Origin of the sequence: Marinobacter sp. (assembly GCF_046484525.1) — a bacterium.
Lineage (GTDB): Bacteria > Pseudomonadota > Gammaproteobacteria > Pseudomonadales > Oleiphilaceae > Marinobacter.
On sequence record NZ_JAWOIS010000051.1, the window covers coordinates 14649 to 31486 of the forward strand.

Annotated in this window: 15 protein-coding genes; 7 read left to right on the forward strand and 8 right to left on the reverse strand. The window is 58.6% G+C overall.

Annotated elements, in window-relative coordinates; all coding sequences use genetic code 11:
- Nucleotides 1-2: 2 nt before the first annotated feature.
- From glcE to dctP, 6 genes are all read right to left on the reverse strand, one after another.
- On the reverse strand, nt 3-1070 hold the full coding sequence (gene glcE, locus R6W86_RS11270; RefSeq protein WP_410329456.1) for a glycolate oxidase subunit GlcE: 1068 nt from the start codon (nt 1068-1070) through the stop codon (nt 3-5).
- On the reverse strand, nt 1063-2535 hold the full coding sequence (locus tag R6W86_RS11275; RefSeq protein ID WP_410329457.1) for an FAD-linked oxidase C-terminal domain-containing protein: 1473 nt from the start codon (nt 2533-2535) through the stop codon (nt 1063-1065). Before R6W86_RS11275 ends, glcE begins: the two co-directional genes overlap by 8 nt.
- Nucleotides 2536-2626: 91 nt before the next feature.
- The gene (locus R6W86_RS11280; RefSeq protein ID WP_410329458.1) at nt 2627-3052 is read right to left on the reverse strand and encodes a GlcG/HbpS family heme-binding protein; all 426 of its coding nucleotides are present in this window, start codon (nt 3050-3052) and stop codon (nt 2627-2629) included.
- A 22-nt stretch (nt 3053-3074) separates the two neighbouring features.
- Nucleotides 3075-4610, reverse strand: a complete 1536-nt coding sequence (locus R6W86_RS11285) for a TRAP transporter large permease subunit (RefSeq protein WP_410329459.1) — start codon at nt 4608-4610, stop codon at nt 3075-3077.
- On the reverse strand, nt 4607-5311 hold the full coding sequence (locus tag R6W86_RS11290; RefSeq protein WP_410329460.1) for a TRAP transporter small permease subunit: 705 nt from the start codon (nt 5309-5311) through the stop codon (nt 4607-4609). Before R6W86_RS11290 ends, R6W86_RS11285 begins: the two co-directional genes overlap by 4 nt.
- Before the next feature lie 102 nt (nt 5312-5413).
- A complete protein-coding gene (gene dctP, locus R6W86_RS11295) occupies nt 5414-6550 on the reverse strand; it encodes a TRAP transporter substrate-binding protein DctP (RefSeq protein WP_410329461.1) in 1137 nt (378 codons plus the stop codon).
- 266 nt (nt 6551-6816) lie between these two features.
- Here dctP and R6W86_RS11300 point away from each other — a divergent pair, with 266 nt between their 5' ends.
- The 6 genes from R6W86_RS11300 to astE all read left to right on the forward strand — a co-directional run bounded on the left by R6W86_RS11300 (nt 6817) and on the right by astE (nt 11873).
- On the forward strand, nt 6817-7593 hold the full coding sequence (locus R6W86_RS11300; protein WP_410329463.1) for an FCD domain-containing protein: 777 nt from the start codon (nt 6817-6819) through the stop codon (nt 7591-7593).
- A gap of 36 nt (nt 7594-7629) precedes the next feature.
- Nucleotides 7630-8400, forward strand: a complete 771-nt coding sequence (locus R6W86_RS11305; protein WP_410329464.1) for an ABC transporter ATP-binding protein — start codon at nt 7630-7632, stop codon at nt 8398-8400.
- Nucleotides 8401-8481: 81 nt separating this feature from the next.
- A complete protein-coding gene (locus tag R6W86_RS11310) occupies nt 8482-9237 on the forward strand; it encodes a transporter substrate-binding domain-containing protein (RefSeq protein ID WP_410329465.1) in 756 nt (251 codons plus the stop codon).
- Between the two features lie 47 nt (nt 9238-9284).
- Nucleotides 9285-9989 (forward strand): ABC transporter permease, encoded by a 705-nt coding sequence (locus tag R6W86_RS11315; RefSeq protein WP_410329466.1) that lies wholly within the window; start codon nt 9285-9287, stop codon nt 9987-9989.
- Nucleotides 9990-9992: 3 nt separating this feature from the next.
- Nucleotides 9993-10715: an ABC transporter permease gene (locus R6W86_RS11320; protein ID WP_410329467.1), complete on the forward strand. Its 723-nt coding sequence runs from the start codon at nt 9993-9995 to the stop codon at nt 10713-10715.
- A gap of 105 nt (nt 10716-10820) precedes the next feature.
- Nucleotides 10821-11873, forward strand: coding sequence for a succinylglutamate desuccinylase (gene astE, locus R6W86_RS11325; RefSeq protein WP_410329468.1), 1053 nt, complete (start codon nt 10821-10823; stop codon nt 11871-11873).
- Between the two features lie 45 nt (nt 11874-11918).
- On the opposite strand, the gene R6W86_RS11330 is transcribed toward astE, so the two are convergent.
- Together R6W86_RS11330 and R6W86_RS11335 are read right to left on the reverse strand one after the other, a co-directional pair.
- Entirely contained in the window at nt 11919-14945 is a 3027-nt protein-coding gene (locus tag R6W86_RS11330) for an efflux RND transporter permease subunit (protein WP_410329469.1), read from the reverse strand.
- Nucleotides 14942-16024 carry an efflux RND transporter periplasmic adaptor subunit gene (locus tag R6W86_RS11335; RefSeq protein WP_410329470.1) on the reverse strand — a complete coding sequence of 361 codons (1083 nt, stop codon included), beginning with the start codon at nt 16022-16024 and terminating at the stop codon, nt 14942-14944. The genes R6W86_RS11330 and R6W86_RS11335 overlap by 4 nt, the downstream gene beginning before the upstream one ends.
- A gap of 162 nt (nt 16025-16186) precedes the next feature.
- Here R6W86_RS11335 and R6W86_RS11340 point away from each other — a divergent pair, with 162 nt between their 5' ends.
- Complete coding sequence (locus R6W86_RS11340; protein WP_410329471.1) at nt 16187-16822, forward strand: TetR/AcrR family transcriptional regulator; 636 nt, start codon at nt 16187-16189, stop codon at nt 16820-16822.
- Nucleotides 16823-16838 lie beyond the last annotated feature (16 nt).

Consider the following 16838-nt stretch of genomic DNA (forward strand, 5'->3'; position numbering starts at 1 on the left):
AATTACAACCAGCTATAGAGACGGCCGGGATTGAAGATGCCGTCGGGGTCGAACGAGTTCTTCACACGGCGCTGGATGGCTTTCAGCGCCTCGGGTTGGCTGTGCATGACTTCGCCGGAACGATCGCCACTACGGAACAGGCTGACCTGACCGCCGGCGGCCTTGGCCAGCGGCTCCAGGTCTGCGAGGGTCGCCTTACCACGGAACCAGCGCTGGGAGCCAGCCCAGTCGATGAACCAGTTGCCTTTAACCTCGGGGTTAGGCGCGGTGGAATCCACGGAGAATCGCCAAAGGGGTACATCGTTACCAGCGAAAAATTCGTGCTGCATATCGCGCACCTGCTGCCAGAAGTCATCTCCGCCTTCCATGACTTCACCGGACCATTTCTCAGCCGTTGCTTCAACGGCAGAACGAGCACCGGACAGGCGCAGGTAAACCTTGCCATCGACCCAGCAGGCACCGGTTATCGGCTTGGATTCGCCGGCACGACGATTCATGTAATCGACGACTTCTTCCAGCGCCATCTCTTCCACCAGCGTGGCGGCGGCCGCCGGCTTGGGCATTACCTTCATGCTGATCTCGGTAATGGCACCGAGAGTGCCCATCGCCCCGGCCTGCAGGCGGGAAACGTCGTAACCGGCCACGTTCTTCATGACCTGGCCACCAAAGCGCAGGTGTTCACCCTTGCCATTCAGCAGGCGAATGCCCAGCACCTGATCCCGGACCGAGCCGGACCACGGCCGCGCCGGACCGGATAGGTTGCAGGCCAGGTTGCCACCAATCGTGGACGCCTCTCCAAACCGGGGTGGTTCGAAGTGCAGGCACTGCCCTTCCTCGGCCAGCACGTTTTCAATGTCCTTGAGCGGTGTACCGGCACGCACGGTCAGCACCAGCTCCACAGGGTGGTATTCCACGATTCCGGTGTGTTCGACCAGGCTCAGGGTCCCGGCCTCGGGATCGGCGGTGCGGCCCATGAATGTTTTGGTGCCGCCACCGACGATGTTGAGTTTCTGCCCGTTATTCCGGGCCTGGAGAACTTGCTCCTGTAACTGTTGGGTCATATCAGCCATGGGCGGCGTCCGTCTGTTCGTGCTTGTTTTGCTTGTGCTCGATGGAGCGGTATTCCTGACAGAACTTGAGGGTGGGAACCCCCTTGCCCGGATTCAGGATGCCGGTCGGATCAAACGCGGCTTTGACGTCATGGAACTGCTGCAGCTCCTCGTCGTTGAACTGTACCGCCATCTGGCGGATCTTTTCGACGCCGACGCCGTGCTCACCGGTGATGCAGCCGCCCACTTCCACACACAATTCGAGGATCTTGCTGCCGAATGCCTCGGTGGTCTCAAATTCACCCGGCACGTTCGCATCAAACAGGATCAGCGGATGCAGGTTGCCGTCTCCGGCATGGAATACATTGGCCACGCGCAGGCCGTACTCGTCGGACATCTTTTCCATTTCCAGGAGGACCCGGGCGAGATGCCGGCGGGGAATGGTCCCGTCCATGCAGTAGTAGTCAGGAGAAATACGCCCAACCGCCGGGAAGGCGGACTTGCGCCCCTTCCACAACAGGGCCCGTTCCTCCTCGCTCTGGGAGGTCCGGATCGAGGTAGCCCCCAATTTGCGGAAGACTTCCTCGGCTTGGGCGATGTGTTCATGCACTTCTTCCTCGGTACCATCCACCTCGCACAGCAGCAGCGCCTTGGCATCCCGGGGATAACCAGCCTGGGCAAAGTCGTCCGCTGCGACGATTGCATGGCTGTCCATCATCTCCAGGCCACCGGGGATAATACCGTGGGAAATGATGCCGCCTACGGCATCACCACCCTTCTCCACACTGTCAAAGCCGGCCATAATCACCTGGGCGACTTCCGGAGTTGGCAGGAGTTTTACCTTCACTTCGGTGACCACACCCAGCAGCCCCTCGGAACCTGTAATCAGCGCCAGAAGATCCATGCCACAGCTATCCAGACCGTCGCTACCGATGGTGATCAGGTCACCCTCGGCGGTCACCATCTCGACACTCAGGATGTTGTGAACAGTCAGACCGTACTTGAGGCAGTGCACGCCCCCGGAATTCTCCGCTACGTTGCCGCCAATGGTACAGGCGATCTGGGACGAGGGATCTGGGCCGTAATACAGACCGTACTGGGCGGCCTCTTCACTGATGGCAAGGTTACGGACCCCCGGCTGCAGCCTGGCCGTTCGACCGAGCGGATCGATCTTGATAATCCGGTTGAACTTGGCCAGAGAGAGCACCACCCCTTCCTTGTGCGGCATGGCACCTGCGCACAGGCCGGTTCCGGCGCCGCGGGCAACCACCGGCACGTCGTTTTCATGGCAGATACGCATAACGCGCTGAACCTGCCCCACGGTCTCCGGCAGCACCACGAGCATGGGCATTTCACGATACATCGCGAGGCCGTCGCACTCGTAGGGTTTCAGGGTTTCGTCATCGGTGATGACGTATTCCGGGTCAATGAATGACCGGAACTGCTCCGCCAACTGCGCTTTGCTGGCTTTCGGCTTGGTATTCATAACATTCTCTGATTCTGGATATCGTCGAATCCGCGTTGAAGCGGATAAGGTGGGCGGGCCTGATTGCCCGCCCGTTCAGGTGAGACAGCGCTTACTTGCATTTGGTTTCGAAATAGTCAATACCCGCTTGGGCGCAGTCCATGTCCTGCTGTGGCGTGCCCGAGCTGAGACCGATACCACCGACTACCTCACCGTTGACGATCACCGGCAGGCCACCACCGACGGAGCTGATGCGTCCGCCAACTTCCGTGTGGATACCGAAGGCCAGACTACCCGGCGTGTTCACCTTGTTGTAGTCATGGGTTGCTTTCTTGGCCGCCGCTGCGGTGAACGCCTTGTCCTGGGCAATAGTCACACTGGTGATCTTGCCGCCGTCCATGCGCTCGAACGCAACCAGGTTACCAGACTCGTCAACCACCGCGATGCACATGGGAACACCGATCTCGCGGGCCTTTTCCGCCGCGCCTTCGATCAGGATCCGTGCGTCGGCAATATCCAGCCGATTGATCGTCAACATATCGCTTTACTCCTTGATTTGATTAACCGTAAACCAGCCCTGGCAGCCAGGTGACAATGCCCGGGATGAGAATACACATGAACAGTCCGAATGCCTGGATGGCCAGGAACACCAGGGACGACTTGAAGATCGTACCCATGGAAATTTCCGGCGGACACACACCGCGAATGTAGAACAGCGCATAGCCAAACGGCGGACTGAGGAAGGACATCTGCATGTTGACCAGGTAGAGCACCCCGAACCAGAGCACCACGTCTTCACCGGACACCGGCGGGAAGCCCAACAGACCCGAGAATTCCAGCGCTTCCACGATCGGGATGAAAATCGGCACTGCCAGCAGCAGGATACCTACCCAGTCCAGGAACATGCCGAGAATGACCAGCAGCACCATCAGCAGGAACAGGATGCCGTAGGCCGACAAACCGGTTCCGAGGATGGCGTCAGTCACAAACTGCTGGCCGCCCTGCAAGATATAGAAGCCAACAAAGACCGAGGCACCGAACATGATCCACAACACCATGGCGGAGGCCTTGGCGGTGGTCACGGAGGCTTCCCGCAGGCCGCCAATGGAGAACTTGCCATGCATCATGGCCACGATGATGGCACCGAAAGAGCCGATACCGGCCGCCTCAACGGGCGTTGCAATACCACCGAACAGCAGGCCCAGGACCAGGAACACCAGGATCAGCGGAGCGATCAGGCTTTTCAGGAGAAGGAGCTTTTCCTTGAAGGAAATGCGCTCTTCCACCGGCACGGGCGGGCCCAGCTTCGGGTTGATCCAGCTGCGAATCAGCACATAGGCGATGTAGAAGCCGGACAGCAGAAGGCCCGGAATGATGGAACCCAGGTAAAGCTCACCCACCGACTGCTGCGCCACAACGGCGTAGAGGATGGCCAGAATCGACGGCGGGATCAGGATCCCCAGGGTACCACCAGCCATGATCGAACCGATGGCGATCTTGTGGTCATAACCACGCTTGAGCATTGCCGGCAGAGCGATAATGCCCATGGTTACAACCGCCGCGCCGATAACACCGACCATGGCAGCAAGAATGGTGGAGGCCAGGATGGTTGCTGTCGCCAGACCACCACTGAGGCCACCCATCCACTTGTAGACCACGCTGAACATTTCCTCGATCAGGCCCGCGCGCTCCAGCATGGAGGCCATGAAGATGAATAGTGGTATCGCGGCCAGGTCGGAGTTGGTCATCATCGGGAAGATGCGGCTCGGCACGATGTTCAGCATCAGCGAGTCGCCCACCAGGTAGATGAACATGACCCCGAGGCCACCAGTTACGAATGCCAGCGGCAGGCCCATCATCAGGGCCACGGCCAGGGAACCGAACATCAGATAGGTCAGAGGCCCGATCTTGACGTCCGAAAGACTGCCCGAGAGCTTGAACAGGAATTTCTCATCGCTGAACGGGTCGTAGAACAGAATGTTGATCATCTCAACACAGATAACAAACGCCAGCCCCACAGTGGCGGCAATCATCAGCCAGGTGCTCAGCTTACCGATTAGGTTGCTGCCCGGCGCAGTTGTTGTAATTGTGCTCATGCGGTGTGCTCCCGGCCAAGACGGACGAACAGGACAATATCCTTGATCAGTTTGGATATGCCTGACAGTAAGAGAAGGAATGAACCCAGTACCATCATGCCTTTCACCGGCCAGTACTGAATGCCCCAGGTCTCAACCGTGGTTTCATTCATGGAGTAGGAGTTCTGGAAGAAGGTCCAGGAGGTAACCATCAGTACCAGGGCGAACATGAAGAAGAACATGGAGGTGAAGATGTCCATGCCAACTCGTCCGCGCACTGGCAGCATGTTGTACATCACGTCGACACGAACGTGGGCGCCGTGAAGCATGGCGAACGCACCGGCCAGCAGGTACTGCATCCCCAGCAACAGGAAGCTGGACTCATGCACCCAGATGGTCGGCATATTGAAGAGATAGCGCATGACCACTTCAAAGAAATAGAACACGACGGCGTTCACCGTCCAGAAAGACACGAACAGACCGGATTTGTCGCAAATCCAGTCAACCACCTTGGTAAACCAGTTGCCCTCGAACTGGAGATAGATCAGCGGGTCATCCTCTTCCGCCTGCAGCTCGCCCGGTGTTAATTCCGGTTCGGCAGTCTCGCCTCCATGGCCACTACTCCATTTGTCCCAGGCCATCATGATCAGCGGCATGACCGCAAGCCAGCCCCAGTAGAACCAGTGCGGCATTACGAATCCGAAACCTTCAAGATCAGACATGTTGTTGCATCCTCAGCCACAAAACGGGGAAGGCAGAACGTCTCCTGCGGAGTCGTCCCTGTCCTTCCCCCTGTTTCATTTTTTTATTAGTTCAGGAAAGTATTACCGGCCCGGTACACCTTCAAGATCAGACTCATCGATATACCCAACGGTATCGTTCATCATGTACTCGACCTGCAAGTCAAAGATGGCACGAGCGTCATTGTCCTTGTTGGCCCACTTGTACCAGATCGGGATGGCCTTGCGGCGCCATTCATCCAGATCCTCCTGACTCAGGCGAGTTACGGTGTCGCCCGCTTCCTTGAACTTCTCCATGGCCTCAACGTTGCGCTTCTGAATGGTCAGATAGTGCTTCTGGGAATAGATGCGCACTTCATCCTCAACCAATTGCTGCAGTTTCGGATCCAGAGCATTCCAGGCACGCAGGTTGACGGTCAGGTCCATCAGGTCGACTGGCTGGTAGATAGACATTACGCCAGGAGGTCCGAAGATGATGTAGTCGGTCACTTGGGAAAAGCCCAGTTCCCAATTCACCGCCGGGCCAACGTAATCGGCTGCGTCGATGGTGCCTTTTTCCAGGGCCGGGAAGATGTCGGAACCCGGCAGGCTCACGGTCGAAGCACCGAACGCCTGAAACACTTCAGAGACCATACCACCGGGAACCCGGAGCTTCAGGCCTTTAAGATCGTCGAGACTGTTTACCGGACTCTTGGAGTGAATGATATTTGCATCGTGCTGGATCGGGCCCACATAGAACAACCCGAACTTCTCGTAGATTTCCCGAGTCTTCTCCAGCATGCCCATTGAGTAGAACATGGTGTCCCACTGGTGAGGCTGATCGGGGCCGCCTGGATAGGAGGACAGGAAAACCGAAGCGGGAATCTTGCCGGACCAGTACAGAGTGAACGGGTTCATACCCTGAAGAACGCCATTACGAACAGAGTCGAACAGGGCGTTGTTGTCGGCGGCAACCGCCTTGGCAGGGAAACACTTAAAAACCAGTTCACCGCCAGACTTCTCTTCGATGCTGTTGCACCAGTCTTCAAACAGGTCATAGCCCACGGTACCGGCATCCCAGACGGACTGGATCTTCCATGTGGTGGCGGCGTGGGCCTGTCCGGCACCCACCATCATCGCACCGGCAAAGGCGGCACCGACAGCGGCTGTCTTGAGGAATTTGCGGCGAGGTGGGGTCTCACCGGTGTCACAGTTATTACGGATGTGCTTATTCGAGGTCATCGAGACGTCTCCGTTAGCATTGTTTTTTTAGTCAGCATCAGATCAAACGCCGGCGCACAGGCCGACATTAGTAAGGATATTCGTAGCCAAATTTCGTTTAGTCCAGTCACGACGCTACTGGTCAGACCAGTTTTTCCTGTAAGGTAAATGGACGAATTCCGCGCGATCAGCCATATTTTAGGGGCTTGGGAGCACATTGGTTGACGGACCAATCACGAACAATTACAAGAGTAACTGGTCAGACCACGATTCACACAGGCAATCCCATGGCTATTTCCCAGGAAATTTCGTATCGGCTGGAGCGTCTCATCCTTGATGGAGGACTGGCTCCAGGCCAAAAGATTCCATCCGAACGACAGCTCGCAGCACGCCTGCGTGTGTCCCGTGCAATCATCCGCGAAGCCCTGCACGAACTGCAGGGCCGGGGCGTGATCGAAACCCGGCACGGCAAGGGTTCCTTTGTCGCCAGCCTGATCCCGGAGACCGGCGAGTTCGAGGAACAAAGCCCGCTGATGCAGCTTTACGAGGGCCATCCACGCACACTCTATGACCTCCTTGAAGTCAGGGAGCAACTTGAGGGACAGGCGGCCTTCCTGGCGGCCCAACGTGCCACCAGTATGGACAAGCACCGCATTACCAAGGCCTTCCAGGCACTGGAGGAAACCGATCCGCTAAGCAACGCCAAACCGGACCACGGCTTCCATCAGGCCATTGTCGAGGCGTCGCACAACCCGGTCCTGGTCCACCTTCTGAGCGGCCTGAAGAGCATGATGCTACTGACGGTCCAGGCATCGGTTTCCAATCTCAATCCCCGGGAAGAAATGCGCAAGACCATCGTGCGCCAGCACCGACAGCTTTATGATGCCATCATAAACTGCAAACCCGCGGCGGCCCAGAGGGTGGCGAGCGCCCATGTGCGCTTTGTCAGAGATGCACTGAAGGATATGGAACAGCAAGGAAACAGGGTGATTCGCAGCCAAGTCATGTCGAACAGTCGCAATCCTCAGCAATCAGGTATTGATTTCGGTCGCCACAATCCGTAAAACATGCTCCTTTGAACTAAATCTCAGGAGTCACCCATGGCGGACCAAGCTCCCTTGATCTGCAGGGACATTCACAAGACCTTTGGCAAGCTTGAAGTACTCAAGGGAGTGTCACTGGAGACCCGCAAAGGCGATGTGGTGTCTCTGATTGGCAGTTCCGGGTCTGGCAAGAGCACCTTTCTGCGTTGCATCAATCTGCTGGAGACACCTACCTCCGGCGACATTATTGTGCACGGTGACCCAATCCGGTTCGCCACGAACCGCAAGGGTGAGCGGATTCCGGCCGATAACAAACAGGTTGAGCAGATACGCTCCAAGCTCTCCATGGTCTTCCAGAGCTTCAACCTCTGGTCTCACATGACGGTGCTGGAAAATATCATTGAAGCGCCGGTCAACGTGCTCAAGGTCCCCAAAAAGGAAGCCATTGAGCGCGCTGAGGCCTATCTCCACAAAGTCGGCATCTACGAACGCAAGGATTACTACCCGGCCCAGATGTCTGGCGGCCAGCAGCAACGCGCTGCCATCGCCCGGGCACTCGCCATGGAACCGGAAGTGATGCTGTTTGACGAACCCACATCGGCCCTTGACCCGGAACTGGTGGGCGAGGTGCTGAGGGTCATGCAAAGCCTGGCCGAGGAAGGCCGCACCATGATCGTGGTCACCCACGAAATGGCGTTTGCAAAGGATGTGTCAACTCAGGTCCTGTTTTTGCATCAGGGCGTGATCGAGGAACAGGGATCGCCTCAAAAAGTATTCGATACCCCTGACTCGGAGCGCATGAAACAGTTCCTGGCTCCCAAGTTCTGACGCTGAGTGCTATCTTGTCCTGTGTCGGAATAAAAATACCTAAAAAATATCCCACAAGGCATAAAATTGGAGAAGTGACACATGAAAAAACTGATCGTTGCAGCAAGTTGTGCCCTGGCCATGGCCGCCGGCACCGTCCAGGCCAAGGACTGGAAAGAAATTCGCCTCGCCTTCGACGTGCCCTACGAGCCGTTCGAGTACCGAGATGAAAACGGTGAACTGACCGGCTTCGAAGTCGAGCTGGCCGAAGCCATGTGCGAGGAACTCAAGGCCGAATGCGAATTCGTCATCCAGGCCTGGGACGGCATGATTCCCGGTCTGCTGGCACGTAAGTACGACGCCATCTTCTCATCCATGTCCATCACCGAAGAGCGTGCAGAGCGCGTTCTGTTCTCCGACCCGTACTACATCACTCCGGGTGGCTGGTTCGCCCGTGACGGGTTCTCTGCTGATGTGAGCAGCAAGGAAGAGATGGAAGGCAAGGTCATCGGTGTGCAACGTGGCACCACCATGGACACCTATGCCACCGAGGAATTCGGCAGCATTGCCACTATCAAGCGCTACACCACTGCTGAAGACATGGTTCTGGACCTGGAAGGTCAGCGCCTGGATGTGGTGTTTGTAGACTACCCGGTGGGCGAACAGACCATTCTCTCCCAGGAAGGTTTCAAGGAAGTGGGCGAGCCGGTCAAGCTGGGCGAGGGCGTAGCCGTTGCCATGCGCAAGCGTGACAAGGATCTGGCCAACAAGGTGAACGCAGCTCTGAAGAAACTCAAGAATGATGGCACCTACGACACCATCATGAAGAAATACTTCAAATACGACATCAAGATCTAAACTGTCAGGGGCAGTCCTGTGGCTGCCCCTCTCTACCGGATTTCCCAATGCTTGACCTTAAAGGCTATGGCCCGGAACTGCTCGACGGAGCAGTGGTCACCATAGAATTGGCGTTCCTCTCCCTGGTCCTGGCCCTGACTCTGGGGCTGGTTGGCGCATCCTCGAAACTGTCCGGGAATCGCCTCGCCAAAGCCATTGCAACCTTCTACACGACCGTGGTCCGGGGCATTCCCGATCTGGTGATGATGCTGCTGTTCTATTACGGCGGCCAGGTGACGGTGAACATGCTGTCGGACTGGATATGGGAAGCCTACGAAATCGACTTTTTCTTCCAGTTCGATCCGTTCATCTCCGGGGTGGTTACGATCGGGCTTATTTTTGGCGCCTACATGACAGAGACCTTCCGAGGAGCCTTTCTGGCAGTGGAGACGGGCCAGATCGAGGCGGCAAGGGCTTACGGGTTCACGCGCTGGCATACTTTCCGGCGAATCATGTTTCCGCAGATGCTGCGCCACGCCCTACCGGGCATCGGTAATAACTGGCAGGTACTGCTGAAAACCACGGCATTGGTGTCCATCATTGGTCTCACCGATATGGTCCGGGTTGCCGAGGAGGCAGCCAAGGCGGAACGCATGCCGTTCCATTTCTTCATTCCGGTGGCGGCGGTATACCTGATTCTGACAGCGGGTTCCGAGCTTTTTATCAAATGGCTCAACACGCGGGCCAATGTCGGTGTGGTTCAGGGGGGTTAAGGTATGCCTGATTTTATTGCCCAGTGGCTAAACCAGAACGAAATTTTCACCGCCATGACCATCATGGAATACTGGGATGGCCTGGTGAATACGGTGCAGCTGGTATTCCTGTCGCTGGTTATCGGTCTGGTGTTCGCGATTCCACTGGCGATTCTGCGCACTTCGAAAAACCCGCTGGTGTCCGGACCGGTGTGGCTGTATACCTATCTGTTCCGCGGTACACCGCTGCTGATCCAGCTGTATATCATCTACTACGGCATTGCCCAGATTCCCGGTATCCAGGAGACCTTCTGGTGGGAGATTTTCCGGGAGCCGTTCTATCCGGCCCTGCTGGCGTTCGCTTTGAACACGTGTGCCTATACCACGGAGATTATCCGGGGGGCGATTGTGTCGACTCCGCACGGGGAAATTGAGGCGGCCAAGGCCTATGGCATGAACTGGTGGCTGCGGATGCAGCGCATTGTGTTGCCGAGTGCGGCCCGGCGGGCGGTGCAGGCGTATGCGAATGAGGTGATTTTCATGCTGCATTCGAGTGCGATTGCGAGTGTGGTGACCATTGTGGATCTGACGGGGGCGGCGCGGAATATTTACTCTCGGTTTTATGCGCCGTTTGATGCGTTTATCTTTGTCGCGCTGGTTTATATGGCGCTGACGTTTATTCTGGTGTTTGCTTTTCGCAAGCTTGAGAATCATCTTTTGCGGCATCAGAGGGCTGTGGCTTCTTGAGCTAGCAGCTTAAAATTTCCAACTTATGGTGCAGGGCCAACCGGGATACTGCCTCCCGGGAGGCAGTATCCCGGTTGGCCCCAGACTCTTTTCGGGGATTAAGCTATGTCAGGTTTTAGTGCGCTTTTTGATGCCTATTCTGATTGGCTTGCGCATACCCTTGCCAACGCTTCTGCCGAACCGACCCCAGCCCTGTCCCGGCTGCCGGATGGAACCGACGTCGTTCGGCCCGCCATCGGCGTGTTGGAGCTGACTCCGGCTGCTACTCACTCAAATCCCAACCACGAAGCCCTGATTGTCTCTGCCGGAGTACACGGCAACGAGACGGCGCCGATTGAGGTGTTGAATCAGCTTGTAAACGAACTCCTGGCCGGCGAGTGGACGCTCACTTGTCCGCTGTTGCTGATCCTGGGGAATCCGGCTGCCATGGTTGCGGGTGAGCGGTTTGTTGACGTCAACATGAACCGGTTGTTTGCCGGAGCCCATCGCCGGGACGAATACCGGGGGCTACCTGAGGCCGCCCGTGCTTCGGAGCTTGAGCAGTTGTGTCGGGAGTTTGCCCGGAAGCATTCGGGGCTGGCGTTAAGTCATTACGATCTGCATACCGCAATCCGCCCTTCCCTTCGGGAGAAGTTCGCGCTCTATCCGTTTGTCGAGGGGCGGGAGGTTCCTGCCGGGCAATGTCGCTTCTTGCTGGAGGCGGAGGTGGAGACGCTGCTTCTACAGCACAAGGCCGGCACCACGTTTTCGTCGTTCACTTCCTCGGAGCTGGGCGCGGAGAGTTTTACCGTGGAGCTTGGGGAGGTGCAGCCGTTCGGGCAGAATGATCTCGGCCGCTTTGCCGGGATCCGTGATGCACTGCGGCGGCGGTTTCGTGGAGAGCCCACGCCTGGGCAATCGAATGGGTCTGAACGCCTCACCATTTTCGAGGTCGTCCATGAAATCCTGAACACCGGGGAAAGCTTCCGGTTCCATATTCCTGATGACGTAGCCAATTTCACCGAATACGAGCCAGGAACGGTGATCTGGGAAGATGGAGAGACCTGTTACCGGGTGGGTGAAGTGTCGGAGGCAATTGTGTTTCCCAACCGGGAGGTGCCGGTGGGGCAGCGGGTCGGGTTGATGATCCGGGCCAGGGCGAGCGGCCCGGGAAGGTGAAGATGGGGTCTGAAGAAAGCCTTCTTCTGACCCCATTTTCACCCCTCAAGCCGGCGCATTCTCCGGTTCCGGTACTTTATCCCGAATCACCTGCACACAAACCGAGGGCACCACCAACAGCGTCAGCACGGTAGAGGCCAGCAGGCCTGAGATAATCGCCCAGGCCATCGGCGGCCAGAGGGTGCTACTGGAGAACGCCAGCGGCAACAGGCCGGCGACGGTGGTGGCGGTGGTGAGCAGGATCGGCCGGGTGCGTTGTTCGACGGCGCTCCGGACGGCATCGCGGATGCCCCTGCCCTGCTCCAGCTCTCGGTCCATGACGTCCAGCAGCACGATCGCGTTGTTCACCACGATGCCCACCAGGGCAATGACCCCCAGCAGAGACTGGAAGCCGAACGGCGAGCCGGACAGGACCAGGCCCGGGAAAATACCGACGGCGGCCAGGGGTACGGTCAGCAGAATGACGCCCACCCGCCGAAATGAGTTGAACTGCAGCAGCAGAAAGAACAGCAGCAATAACACACCGATGGGCGCGGCCTTGAGCAGCGCGCCGTTGGCATCGCCCGAGCCTTCGGCATCGCCGCCCATTTCCATCCGGGTCCCCTCAGGCAGCGGGTTATTTTCTAGCCCGGAGTAGAGGCCATCCAATGCTTGGCTAAAGCTGTAGTCCTCGAGCAGGTTGGCGGTGACGGTATTAACCGGAACACCGTCCCGGAGATACCGGACAGCCGGCTCCCAGCTGGTCTCTACGCTCGCCACCGCCGCCAGGGGGACTGCGTCACCATTGCTGTTGTAGATATTGACGGACAACAAGCGTGACAGGGGCAACGCGGTCCCTTCCCGGGAGCGCAGAACCAGGGGAATGGGATCGTCTTCCTGTCGGTAGCGTTCAGCGACCACGCCAAAGCTCTGGCCATACAGACTCTGGGCCACATCGGCACGGGTCAGGCCATAACGGGCGGCGGAGGCGTCATCGACATTGATCGCAATGCTGGGGACGCCGATGTCCAGGTCGTGGCGGATATCCACTGTTCCCGGCACCCCCCGAAGTGTCGCAAACACCTGTTCAACCGCTTCTGTCCTTTTAGTATCGTCGGCGTGGTAGATGCGGATCTCCACCGGTGCAGCGCGGGGTGGTCCCTGACCCAGCACACCGACGGTCAGATCCAGTTCCGGCATCTGTTCACTGGCGTGGGCCCGCACCCAGCGCACCATGTCGGTCGTATCGGCCAGGGTCGGGGTACGAATGACCAGTCGGGCCCGATTAGGCGCCTGGGGTGCCCGCTGGAGGTTGTAATAGAAACTCGGGCCGGTAAAGCCGACGAAACGGTGAACCTCCAGGGCTTCGGGTTGGGTCCGGATGGCCTGTTCCAGGCGGGCGGCGGCCTCGGCGGTGCGAGCCTGGTCAGTGCCTTCGGGCATGTAAAGTTCCACAATCACTCTGGGGCGGTCGGCATTGGGGAAGAACTGCTGTGCCGTGAGGGGTGTCAGGGCGATGCTGATGGCCACCAGTATTGCTCCAGCAGCAATCAACCCTTTCGGATAGTTCGCCACCAGCCCGCCCAGGAACCGGGCCAGGCCGATCAGCCGGTCACGGTGCAGGTTTTTCCGGGGCTTCAGGAATTTTGCGGCCAGCAACGGCACGGCGGAGATGGCTAGCAGGTAACTGACCGACAACGTCAGCATGATCATCACCGGAACACCTCGGGTGAAGTCCGCGGCACCACCCTTGGAGAGCAACAGCGGCGCAAACGCAGCCAGGGTGGTACCGGTGGAGGCACCCAGAGGCCCCGCCAGCTCACTCACGGCCTGGCGCAGGGCATCGAGCCGTCGCATGCCCTGATCCAGGTGGCACTGGATGTTTTCCACGATGACGATCGCGTTGTCGATCAGGATTCCCAGCGATATCACCATGCCGATAACCGCCACCTGGTGCAGCACACCGCCGCCGAGGTCGTACAGGCCGATACTGATCATGGCCACCATGGGCAGAATGGAAGCGACCAGCAATCCCATGCGTAAACCCATGCCAGTGAAAACCACGCCGACGATAATCAGTACTGAAAGGACCAGGCTCCAGGCGAGGTTGTCCAGCCGTTCTTCCACCTTGCCCGGCTGGAAGAACATTTCGCGGATCTCAAAGGGAGTGAAATCCGGGCGCAGCTGTTCGAGCCGCTCGCGCACTTGCTCACCAAAGCGGATGGCATCGGTGGTGTCCTCCTCCATGATGAGGGAAACCAGCACCACCCGTTCACCGTCATACCAGGTCTCCGGTTGGCGCGGTTCGGCAGGCCCCCGCCAGACATCAGCAGCGGCCGCCAATGGCACCTGGGAGCCGTCAGGCAATTCGATGGGGGTGGCACGGATCGCGTCAATATCAGTAAATTCACTGTTGGGCAGGACTGACAACCGTCGGCCGTTCACCACCACGAACCCACCGGGGATGGTCTGGTTGCGCCTTGCCAGGGTATCAAGTATCCGGGAGGGTGAGATGCCCAGACGGAACAACGCGGCATCATCGAGGGCCAAGGTAATCTGCTCGTCGGCGTCGCCCTCGAGTTCTATGCGGGACATACCGGAGATATCGGCAAGATTGCGCTTCAAGCGCTCAGCGACTGTCGAGAGCTCCGTCACCGAAGGGGAGCCTCCAACGGCCAGAACGATGGCCGGTATATCGATCAGGCGATCATCCAGCGCCATCTGGCCCACGTCATCGGGAAAGTCCAGTCTGGCCCGTTCCATGGCTTGACGGACCCGGTCCCAGGCCGGGTCGGTATCATAGATATGATCTTCGAGACGCAGTTTGATCAGGGCCACCCCAGTGCGCGCCGTGCCCTGACTGAACTCCACTTCCTCCACCTGGCGCAGCTCATCGGCCAAGGGCTGCAGAACCAACCGCTCCACCGCCTCAGCACTGGCACCCGGATAGTTCACCGTGATCATGCCCGCCCGGTAGGGAAAAGAAGGATCTTCCTGCCGGGGCATGGTGCTGTAGGCGGCAATCCCGAGCAGACACAGCATGGTCACCACCATGCCCAGCAGACGCTGGGCGTTCAGCAGCCGGTGGGTCATCGCCGGATCTCCACGGTATCGCCGTCCGCCAGCCGCGTCAGGCCCGCATAGACCACCTGATCGCCCGGCTTTAGCACCTCGGAGCGCACTGCAACCTGCTCGCCGACAATGCGCTGAACCTTCACCGGAATACGATCAGCCCGATCATCGCGAACCCGGAATACGCTGGTACCCTCGGGGTCGCGGAGAACGGCCAGCAAAGGCACTATTATTGCCGGAACACTGGTTGGGGTAATCCCTATTTCCACCGGCTGCCCGGGCTCCAGGGACGCTTTCGGCAAGCTGACCAATACCGGGTGCAGTTCACCCCGGATCGCACTACCCTGGGCAATCTCGACAACGGAGCCGTTCACCGCCGGGAGCGCCCGGTCGTGTACAGCCCATACCGGCAACGTTTGCCCGAGGCGGACATGGTCCAACAGATAGGCCGGCACCCGAACTTCCACTTCCCGGCCACTGGGAGAGGACAACCTCACGACCGGCTGACCGGCAGCGACAAACTCGTCTTTCTCCACCAGCAGGGCTTCAATCCTGCCGGCAAAAGGCGCCTTCAGGGTGCCCTCCTCCAGCAACCGCCTTGCTTCCGCCAAAGAGGCCTCGGCCGTGGCGACACTGGCTTTCAGGCTGTCCCGCCGGGCGGCAATCTGTTCCAGCGCCTGTTCAGAGACCACGCCTCGCTCATGCAGGCGGCTGGAACGTTCCCACTCGCGCCCCGCCTGTTCATACTGGGCCACCAGTTCTTCGAGCCGGGCCCGGGCCGAATCCGTGGCCGGCTCCAACGCCGGGTTATACACGCGGGCCAGCATGTCTCCAGCTTTCACGCTCTCACCCAGCTCAACGGAACGCTCCCTGAGAGTACCACTGACCTGGAAGGTCAGGGTCGCCCGTTGCGCCGCCTGAACGATACCGGAAAACCTGAGTGGGAGCCCCTGCTCCTGGCCACCGGATATCTCCGCCACCCGGACGGAAACAGCCTGAGGCTTGGTCTCCGGTGACACATCACCCGCCTTGCAGCCCGCCAGCAACAATGAGAACAGCGCAACGGGAACGACCGCTGCGACAAGTCGATGCATTTTCATAACCGATCCTTTCATCCATGCCTTCGGATAGGGGCAACCGCATCCGTGGATTACCCCGCCGATTCTAAGACATCATGTCATTCTTTGACATATTGTCAATAATCGGTTCTTATCGGGTTTCAGGTATCATGACCTGGCTGTTTGAACCAATCGGAAATCCCCATGACTGAACCACTGAAATCCCGCCGCGAACGCGAAAAGCAGGCCCGCCATGATGCCATTCTGGACGCCGCCGAACGGGTGTTTTCCGAGAAGGGGTATGACAAAACCTCGATGGACGACATCGCCCGCAGCGCGAGTCTGAGCCGCGCCCTGCTGTACGTGTACTTCAAGGACAAGGCAGCGATTCAGCGAGGGATCATGTTGCGGGCAGGCCAGAGCCTGGTATGCCGGTTCGAGGAAGCGCGGAAAACGCAGGGTAAGGGGCTGGCCCAGATCCGCGCCATGGGCGAGGCTTACTACCGGTTCTACCAGGACGAACCGGATTACTTCTCGGCCCTGACCAAGGCCTCCACCGCCATGGCCGATGCCGACGAAATCCAGGCACACGAGATGCTGTGTTCCAAGAACGAGCTGATGAAACTGATGGTGGGCGCCATCGAGCAGGGGCTTGCCGATGGCACCATGAGCCGGGAACGGATTCGTGATCCCTTCGAAACCGCGCTCTACCTGCGTGGCGCCCTGCATGGCGTGATTTTGCTGTGCCAGGCGGAATTGGCCGAGGGCACCTGCGATTTCTTCGCCGATACCCTCATACGACACACCATGGATATGCTGACCTCATCGATCAGCGCATGATCCGGGCGTGAGTTCC

Coding starts and splice junctions, on each gene's coding strand:
- glcE (WP_410329456.1), bottom strand. CDS start 1,070: ATGGCTGATATGACCCAACAGTTACAGGAGCAAGTTCTCCAGGCCCGG.
- R6W86_RS11275 (WP_410329457.1), bottom strand. CDS start 2,535: ATGAATACCAAGCCGAAAGCCAGCAAAGCGCAGTTGGCGGAGCAGTTC.
- R6W86_RS11280 (WP_410329458.1), bottom strand. CDS start 3,052: ATGTTGACGATCAATCGGCTGGATATTGCCGACGCACGGATCCTGATC.
- R6W86_RS11285 (WP_410329459.1), bottom strand. CDS start 4,610: ATGAGCACAATTACAACAACTGCGCCGGGCAGCAACCTAATCGGTAAG.
- R6W86_RS11290 (WP_410329460.1), bottom strand. CDS start 5,311: ATGTCTGATCTTGAAGGTTTCGGATTCGTAATGCCGCACTGGTTCTAC.
- dctP (WP_410329461.1), bottom strand. CDS start 6,550: ATGACCTCGAATAAGCACATCCGTAATAACTGTGACACCGGTGAGACC.
- R6W86_RS11300 (WP_410329463.1), top strand. CDS start 6,817: ATGGCTATTTCCCAGGAAATTTCGTATCGGCTGGAGCGTCTCATCCTT.
- R6W86_RS11305 (WP_410329464.1), top strand. CDS start 7,630: ATGGCGGACCAAGCTCCCTTGATCTGCAGGGACATTCACAAGACCTTT.
- R6W86_RS11310 (WP_410329465.1), top strand. CDS start 8,482: ATGAAAAAACTGATCGTTGCAGCAAGTTGTGCCCTGGCCATGGCCGCC.
- R6W86_RS11315 (WP_410329466.1), top strand. CDS start 9,285: ATGCTTGACCTTAAAGGCTATGGCCCGGAACTGCTCGACGGAGCAGTG.
- R6W86_RS11320 (WP_410329467.1), top strand. CDS start 9,993: ATGCCTGATTTTATTGCCCAGTGGCTAAACCAGAACGAAATTTTCACC.
- astE (WP_410329468.1), top strand. CDS start 10,821: ATGTCAGGTTTTAGTGCGCTTTTTGATGCCTATTCTGATTGGCTTGCG.
- R6W86_RS11330 (WP_410329469.1), bottom strand. CDS start 14,945: ATGACCCACCGGCTGCTGAACGCCCAGCGTCTGCTGGGCATGGTGGTG.
- R6W86_RS11335 (WP_410329470.1), bottom strand. CDS start 16,024: ATGAAAATGCATCGACTTGTCGCAGCGGTCGTTCCCGTTGCGCTGTTC.
- R6W86_RS11340 (WP_410329471.1), top strand. CDS start 16,187: ATGACTGAACCACTGAAATCCCGCCGCGAACGCGAAAAGCAGGCCCGC.